This is a genomic window from Nocardia brasiliensis NBRC 14402, from assembly GCF_000308475.2.
Classification (GTDB): Bacteria; Actinomycetota; Actinomycetes; order Mycobacteriales; family Mycobacteriaceae; genus Nocardia; species Nocardia brasiliensis.
In genome coordinates this window covers 73,881-80,458 of sequence record NZ_BAFT02000035.1, presented here as the reverse complement: position 1 = coordinate 80,458, position 6,578 = coordinate 73,881, and the positions used below count along the sequence as shown (strand labels likewise).

Here is a 6,578-nt window from a genome sequence, read left to right as displayed (position 1 = left end):
AGTCGCGGCGCGGTGTGTCGTGCGGCAAGTCGGGGTGCGTCTCCCTAGAAGGGGTGCGGGGGTCGGCCTGTGCCCAGCGCCGGGCGAGGCGGCGCTTATCGGCGTGTCGCGCGGCATGGCGCGGCGGCGTCGGCGGTGCGCAGGGTGCGAACTGAGCGGTGTGGTTTCCTGGGGCGATTTGGGGCGCACGGTGCAAAGTGGTGCGTGGGAGGTTGTGGTGGCGGGAACTTTTACGGTCACAGGGGTGATCGGCCGCGAACCCGTGAACCGACCCGGATAGGATCACCGGCATGACCGTTGCTGCACAGTTTGCCCGTGTTCCGCATCCCGCGCCCGCCCCGGCGCAGCGGCGACAAGAGGTACTGGCGGCGCCCGGGTTCGGGCGGTTCTTCACCGACCACATGGTCTCGATCGACTACGTCGACGGCGAATGGATCAATGCGCGCGTCGAGCCGTACGGTCCGCTCTCGCTCGACCCGGCCACCATGGTCTTCCATTACGGCCAGGCCATTTTCGAAGGGTTGAAGGCGTACCGGCAGAACGACGACAGCGTCTCCTGCTTCCGCATCGACGCGAACGCCGCCCGATTCCGCAGGTCCGCCCGCCGGATGGCGATGGCCGAGCTGCCCGAAGAACTGTTCATCGAATCCGTGCGTCAGCTGCTCGAAGTCGACCGCGACTGGGTGCCCGCCGCGGGCGGCGAAGATTCGCTGTACCTGCGCCCCTTCATGTTCTCCACCGAGGCCGGCCTGGGCGTCAAGCCCGCGTCCGGCTACAAGTACCTGCTGATGGCCTCCCCGGCCGGCGCCTACTTCCCGCGCGGTGTGAAGCCGGTGCGGGTGTGGCTGTCCACCGAGTACGTGCGCGCCGCGCCCGGCGGCACCGGCGAGGCGAAGGTCGCGGGCAATTACGCGGCGTCGCTGCTCGCGCAGGCGGAGGCGACGGAGAAGGGCTGCGATCAGGTCGTCTGGCTGGACGCGTGCGAGCGCCGCTACGTCGAGGAAATGGGTACCAACAACCTGTTCTTCGTCTTCGGCTCCGGCTCCGAGGCGCGCCTGGTCACCCCGGAACTGTCCGGCTCGCTGCTGCCCGGCATCACCCGCGACTCGCTGCTCACCCTGGCCGCCGACTCCGGTTTCCCGGTGGAGGAGCGCAAGGTCTCGGTCGAGGAGTGGCGTAAGGGCGCCGAATCCGGGGCCATCACCGAGACTTTCGCGTGCGGCACCGCCGCGGTGATCACCCCGGTCGGCTGGGTCCGTTCCGGCGACGGCGAGTTCACCATCGGCGGCGGCGAGCCCGGCGAGGTCACCATGGCGTTGCGCGACACCCTCACCGGTATCCAGCGCGGCACCTTCGCCGACATCCATGGGTGGATGCGCGGAATGTAGTCCTGGTGGAGGCCTCCTTGCGGAGGCCTCCACCCACGGTCTGTCAGCCGGGCATCAGCATGTGCCACTGCTCGAGCGTCTGCGGGCGCAGGACGTAGTTGTTGTCCCGGACAGTGGACAGCGGAGCGAACGGGTCCTGCGAATACCAGTGCCCCGGGTAGACGACCGGATCACCGGATAATCCCGCCAAATAGCGCAGGCTGCGGAACATTTCGTCGGAATCCCCGCCGGGGAAGTCGGTGCGGCCGCAACCGTCCACGAACAACGTGTCGCCCGCGATGAGCCGCCCGTCGAAAAGGAAGCATTGGCTGCCGGGAGTGTGGCCCGGGGTGTGCAGCAGTTCGATGTCGAAGGCGCCGACGCTGACCTTGTCGCCGTGCTCGTGGCCGGTCAGTTCGCTGGGCGCGATACCGGTGACGTTGGCCACCCAGGACAATTCGTTCGCATTGACATGCACTGGGACGCTTGTCTTTTCGAGCATCTCGCGCACACCGCGCAGGGTGAAACCGAGCATGGTGCCGCCCACGTGGTCCGGGTGGTGGTGGGTGGCGAGCACCCCGGTCACGCGTAGTCCGTCGCCCTCGGCGATATCGACCAGATCGGCCGCCGCGTACGCCGGATCGACGACCACCGCCTCCCCGCTCTCCCGATCGCCGATCAAATACGCGAAATTGCGCATCTGTGTCGCAATCGGATCGCCGACGGCGTAGTCCCTCCCCGACAACAGCTGGCGAAAATACAGGCGCTCAGAAGACATACAGCACACCTTATTGCCCGACCCAGACGCTTCGCGCGCCGCAGCCGTAAATACCCGGCGACCATCTCCCGCCACCTGGACATTCGCGTACCCAAGTCCGGATCAAGATCAAGAGCGTGGGTGGGATGTCCTGTTGTGGACAACGGTGGATCGTCCGCATATGCCGTCGCGAAGGGTGCCAGATCTTGCGGGGGGTCTATGGCATCGACTGCGATGGGGCCGGTGTGCGACGACGGGAATGCGCGAGGGTCGGTGATTCGGGTTGCCCCGTAGCCCGCGCCTCCACACCGTCAGCCCCACAGCTCGCCCTGCGGCCCTGCGGCTTGCCCCCGTAGTTCGTCCTCGCGGCTCGCGGCTCGCGACCAGTTCGGCGTGTGTGTTCCGGGCTGCGCCGTGCATCTGCGGCGCACAACGCACCGAGTAAGCGTCTTGCTTCCGATTTTGCGGGCCGAACCGGTATCGATGAGTGATCGATCGTTCGTGGAAGGCGTTGTCGGCGTGCGTGTTCAGCGTCAAGGGTGGAGGGAGGTGATGGCGGCGGTGAGGGCGACGGTGAGTTCGACTGTGGCGCCGAGGGTGTCGCCGGAGAGGCCGGCGAAGCGACGGACCGTGTGGCGGACCAGGAGGACGGTTGCGGCGAGGGCGATCAGGACGGCGAGGGGGCCCAGCCAGCGGTGGTCGGGAGTGGCGAAGGGCGCTGCCGCCAACGCGGCGACGGACCAAGCGACGACGGTGAGCGGACGCTGGGTGCCCGCGACCAGTGCGCCGAAACCGGTGTCCGGCGCAGCCTCGATACCCTTGCGGCAGGCGAGAACTACGGCGACACGGCCCATCGCGACCGCGAGCACGACGGCGCACCAGCGTTCGGCCTCGGCCAGGGCGGTAAACGAAACCGCCTGCACGCCAATGGAAAACACGAGTGCCGCAACGCCGAAAGGCCCGGCCCCACCGCTTTTCATGATCTGCCGCGCTCGCTCGGGCGGGCCGTAACTGCCGAGTCCGTCCATTGTGTCCGCGAGCCCGTCGAGATGCATGCCGCGCGTGATCAACGCCAGCGCCCCGACCACCACCAACCCCGCCAGCACCGAACCGGCGCCCACCCGATCCAACACCCACAGCAGCCCCGCCGCGCCGGCCCCCAGCAGCACACCGACCAACGGGGCCAACGCAATTGCCCGCCCCGCCACCACCCGATCCACCGTCTCCGGCCCGCGCACCGGCAACACGGTCAACCAGGAAACCGCCAACCGCACCCCCTTCATCCGCGCACCCGCCGGGCCGCCGACGCCGCACTCGTCGACGTTCGAATGGTCACGGCCGAGGGGCGGTGGGTCACTTGCGGAGGTTCGGGGTGTCGGCGGGGACGGAAAGGGCGGTGTTGTCGGCGGTTTCGGTGTCGGCGGTGCTGACGCCTGCCTCGGCGAAGGTGGACATGTCCGCGAGGGCGGCGACGGCGGCACGGAGCAGGGGGAGCGCGGTGAGGGCGCCGGAGCCTTCGCCGAGGCGCATGCCGAAGTCGAGGAGGGGCTCGAGCCGGAGGCGTTGCAGGGCGAGTTGGTGGGCGGGTTCGGTGGAGCGGTGGCCTGCCAGCCACCAGGCCGCCGAGCCTGCGGCCAAATCTTCCGCCACCAATGCCGCAGCGGTCACGACTACGCCGTCGAGCAGCACGGGTGTCCGGCGGGCGGCGGCTTGGGCGAGGAACGCGGCCATCGCGGCGAAGTCGGCGCCCGCGGCGACGCGGAGCAGTTCGACCGGGTCCTTGACCACGGGACGGGCGCGGCGCATGGCATCCCGGATCGCCGCGACCTTGCGGGACCAACCCGCGTCGTCGACCCCGGTACCGCGGCCGACCGCGGCGACCGGCTCGGTGTCGGTGAGGGTGGCGATCAGCACGGTGGCGGGGGTGGTGTTGCCGATGCCCATATCGCCCGCGATGAGCAGGTCGGCGCCGGCGTCGATCTCCTCGTCGGCGATCGCTTTGCCTGCCGCGAGGGCAGCGCGCACCTCGTCTTCGGTGAGGGCGTCCTCGCGGTCGATCGCGCCGCTGGACCGGCGCACCTTGTGCTTGGTGACCATCGGGTCGGTGTCGGCGTCGACGGAAATATCGGCGACTCGGACGGTGGCGTTCGCGACGGCGGCGAGCGCGTTCACCGCGGCGCCTCCGGCGAGGAAGTTCGCGACCATCTGCGCCGTGACGTCGCTCGAATACGCCGAAACCCCGTGCCGCGCAACGCCGTGATCCCCGGCGAACACTACGACCCGGGCGCGCTCGAACTGCTTCGGCGGGCACACGCCCTGACAGGCCGCGACCCAGTTGCCCAGTTCCTCCAACCGGCCCAGCGCCCCACCGGGTTTGGTCAGTTGTGCCTGTCGCTGCTCGGCTGCCGCCCGAACCTGTGCGTCGGGCGGTGTCACCGCCCCGAATCCGTCTGTCACTATCCACCCTTCCGGTCGGAGCGGCCCAGACCACCGCACTCTCCCGCCCAATCTTGCCCGCTCCCCACCCGCCCCACCGCACCCACCCACATCCCCAGTGCTGGACGGATGATCACGAGGAACTGGAGGCGGGAGCCTCTCGACCGATGCCGCCACCAATTCCTCCTGATCAATCGACCAGGTCGGAGACTGGCGTCGGCGCGTCCGTACGCGAGGACCGTGCGAACTGGGCGACGTCTACCCTCGGGTTATTTGAGGCGGAGGGGGAGGCCGGCTACGACGAGGAAGGCTTCGTCGCAGGTGTGGGCGAGGCGCTGGTTGAGGGTGCCGATTTCGTCGCGGAACAGGCGGCCGGAGCGGGTGGCGGGGACTACGCCCATGCCGACCTCGGGGGTGACGATGATCAGCCGGCGCGGGTACGCGGCTACGGCGGCGACCAATGCGTCGGTGTCGGGGGTGACGGTGCCGCGGGGGGATTCCCAGGCGTCGCGGGCGTCGAGGCGGGCGGTGAGCCAGGTACCGATGTCGTCGACGAGGGTCGCGCCGTCGAATGCGGGACCGCGCAGAACCGTTGCCGGATCGGCACTTTCGACCACCGTCCAGGAGGCGGGCCGACGGTCGCGATGCTTGGCGATGCGCTCGGCGAAATCGAGATCGGCCGGATCGGGCACCGAGGTCGCCAGATACCGCACCGCACCACCCGCCGCCGCGAGTCCTTCGGCGTAGGCAGACTTACCCGACCTCGCCCCACCCAGGACAAGGGTCCGAAGCGGAGCCGAAACACTGTGCGACACGCGAGGCACGCTACCAACCACCGGAACGGAACCAGCGCGGGCGGCCCGTGGTCACGTGTGCGAAGGCGCACCCTTTCTGCGCATACGCACCCCGACTTGCCGTGCGACACGCCGTGTTTCGTGCGAAAAGGGGTGCGTTTGTGCGGCCAGCGCAGTTCAGGCAGGCGTTTCGACAACGTCGGGGAGGGCGCCGAAGCGGCGGCGGTATTCGGTGGGGGCGATGCCGACCAGGCGTTGGAAGTGGTGGCGCAGGAGGGCGCCGGAGCCGAAGCCGGCGCGGGCGGCGATCTGTTCGAGGCCGAGGTCGGTTTCCTCGAGGAGTTGTTTGGTGAGCAGGATGCGCTGGTTGGTCAGCCATTTCACCGGGGTGGTACCGGTTTCGGCGGCGAAGCGGCGGGCGAAGGTGCGGGTGGACATGGTGGAGCGGGCGGCCAGGTCCTCGATGGTGTGGGCGAGGCCGAGGTTGTCGCTCATCCATTCCAGGGTGGGGATGAGGCTGTCGGAGGTGCAGGTGGCGACGGGGCGTTCGATGAATTGGCGCTGCCCGCCGTCGCGTTGCGGCGGCACCACCATGCGCCGGGCGATCGCGTTGGCGACGGCGCTGCCGAGTTCGCGGCGTACCAGGTGCAGGCAGGCGTCGATGCCCGCGGCGGTGCCGGCGCTGGTGATCAGGTTGCCTTCGTCGACGAAGAGTACGTCGGGGTCGACGGTCGCGTCGGGGTACATGGCGGCGAGTTCGTCGACGTAACCCCAGTGCGTGGTGCATTTGCGGCCGTCGAGCAGGCCTGCGGCACCGGCCAGGAACGCGCCGGAGCAGACGGTCAGGACCGTCGCGCCCGCGGCGGCGGCATCCCGGACGGCCTCGACGACGCGGGGGTCGAAGCCCTTCTTCGCGGACGCGGCGGGAATGGCGACGAGGTCGGCGTCCGCGAGTTCTTCGAGACCGTATTCGGGGGTGAGGGTGATGCCGGGTGAGGTGGATCGCAGCGCCTTACCCGGTTCGGCGCCGCACACCCGGAAGTCGAAGGCGGGCAGCCCGTAGGAGCTGCGGTCGAGCCCGAAAACCTCGCAGAGGACCCCGAACTCGAACATGGCCATGCGATCGGACAGCACCACGGCGACCTTGGACAGCATGCGCCAAGGATACTGGCTGAATCTTTGCGAAGTGTGTCAGTACCGCCACTTTCGGCGGTAACTCAATGG

General features: G+C 69.1%; 6 protein-coding genes. 1 reads left to right on the top strand and 5 read right to left on the bottom strand.

The window, feature by feature from the left end; genetic code table 11:
• Positions 1-290 precede the first annotated feature (290 nt).
• Positions 291-1,388 (top strand): branched-chain amino acid aminotransferase, encoded by a 1,098-nt coding sequence (locus tag TY25_RS10615; protein WP_042255748.1) that lies wholly within the window; start codon positions 291-293, stop codon positions 1,386-1,388.
• 43 nt (positions 1,389-1,431) lie between these two features.
• Here TY25_RS10615 and TY25_RS10610 read toward each other — a convergent pair whose 3' ends face one another.
• The 5 genes from TY25_RS10610 to TY25_RS10590 all read right to left on the bottom strand — a co-directional run bounded on the left by TY25_RS10610 (position 1,432) and on the right by TY25_RS10590 (position 6,509).
• Positions 1,432-2,145, bottom strand: a complete 714-nt coding sequence (locus TY25_RS10610) for an MBL fold metallo-hydrolase (protein ID WP_042255747.1) — start codon at positions 2,143-2,145, stop codon at positions 1,432-1,434.
• A gap of 512 nt (positions 2,146-2,657) precedes the next feature.
• Positions 2,658-3,407 carry an adenosylcobinamide-GDP ribazoletransferase gene (locus TY25_RS10605; RefSeq protein ID WP_042255746.1) on the bottom strand — a complete coding sequence of 250 codons (750 nt, stop codon included), beginning with the start codon at positions 3,405-3,407 and terminating at the stop codon, positions 2,658-2,660.
• Positions 3,408-3,477: 70 nt separating this feature from the next.
• Positions 3,478-4,581, bottom strand: coding sequence for a nicotinate-nucleotide--dimethylbenzimidazole phosphoribosyltransferase (gene cobT, locus TY25_RS10600; RefSeq protein WP_042255745.1), 1,104 nt, complete (start codon positions 4,579-4,581; stop codon positions 3,478-3,480).
• A 248-nt stretch (positions 4,582-4,829) separates the two neighbouring features.
• The gene (gene cobU / locus TY25_RS10595) at positions 4,830-5,375 is read right to left on the bottom strand and encodes a bifunctional adenosylcobinamide kinase/adenosylcobinamide-phosphate guanylyltransferase (protein WP_052382906.1); all 546 of its coding nucleotides are present in this window, start codon (positions 5,373-5,375) and stop codon (positions 4,830-4,832) included.
• 156 nt (positions 5,376-5,531) lie between these two features.
• Entirely contained in the window at positions 5,532-6,509 is a 978-nt protein-coding gene (locus tag TY25_RS10590; RefSeq protein ID WP_042255743.1) for a helix-turn-helix domain-containing protein, read from the bottom strand.
• Between the last annotated feature and the right edge of the window lie 69 nt (positions 6,510-6,578).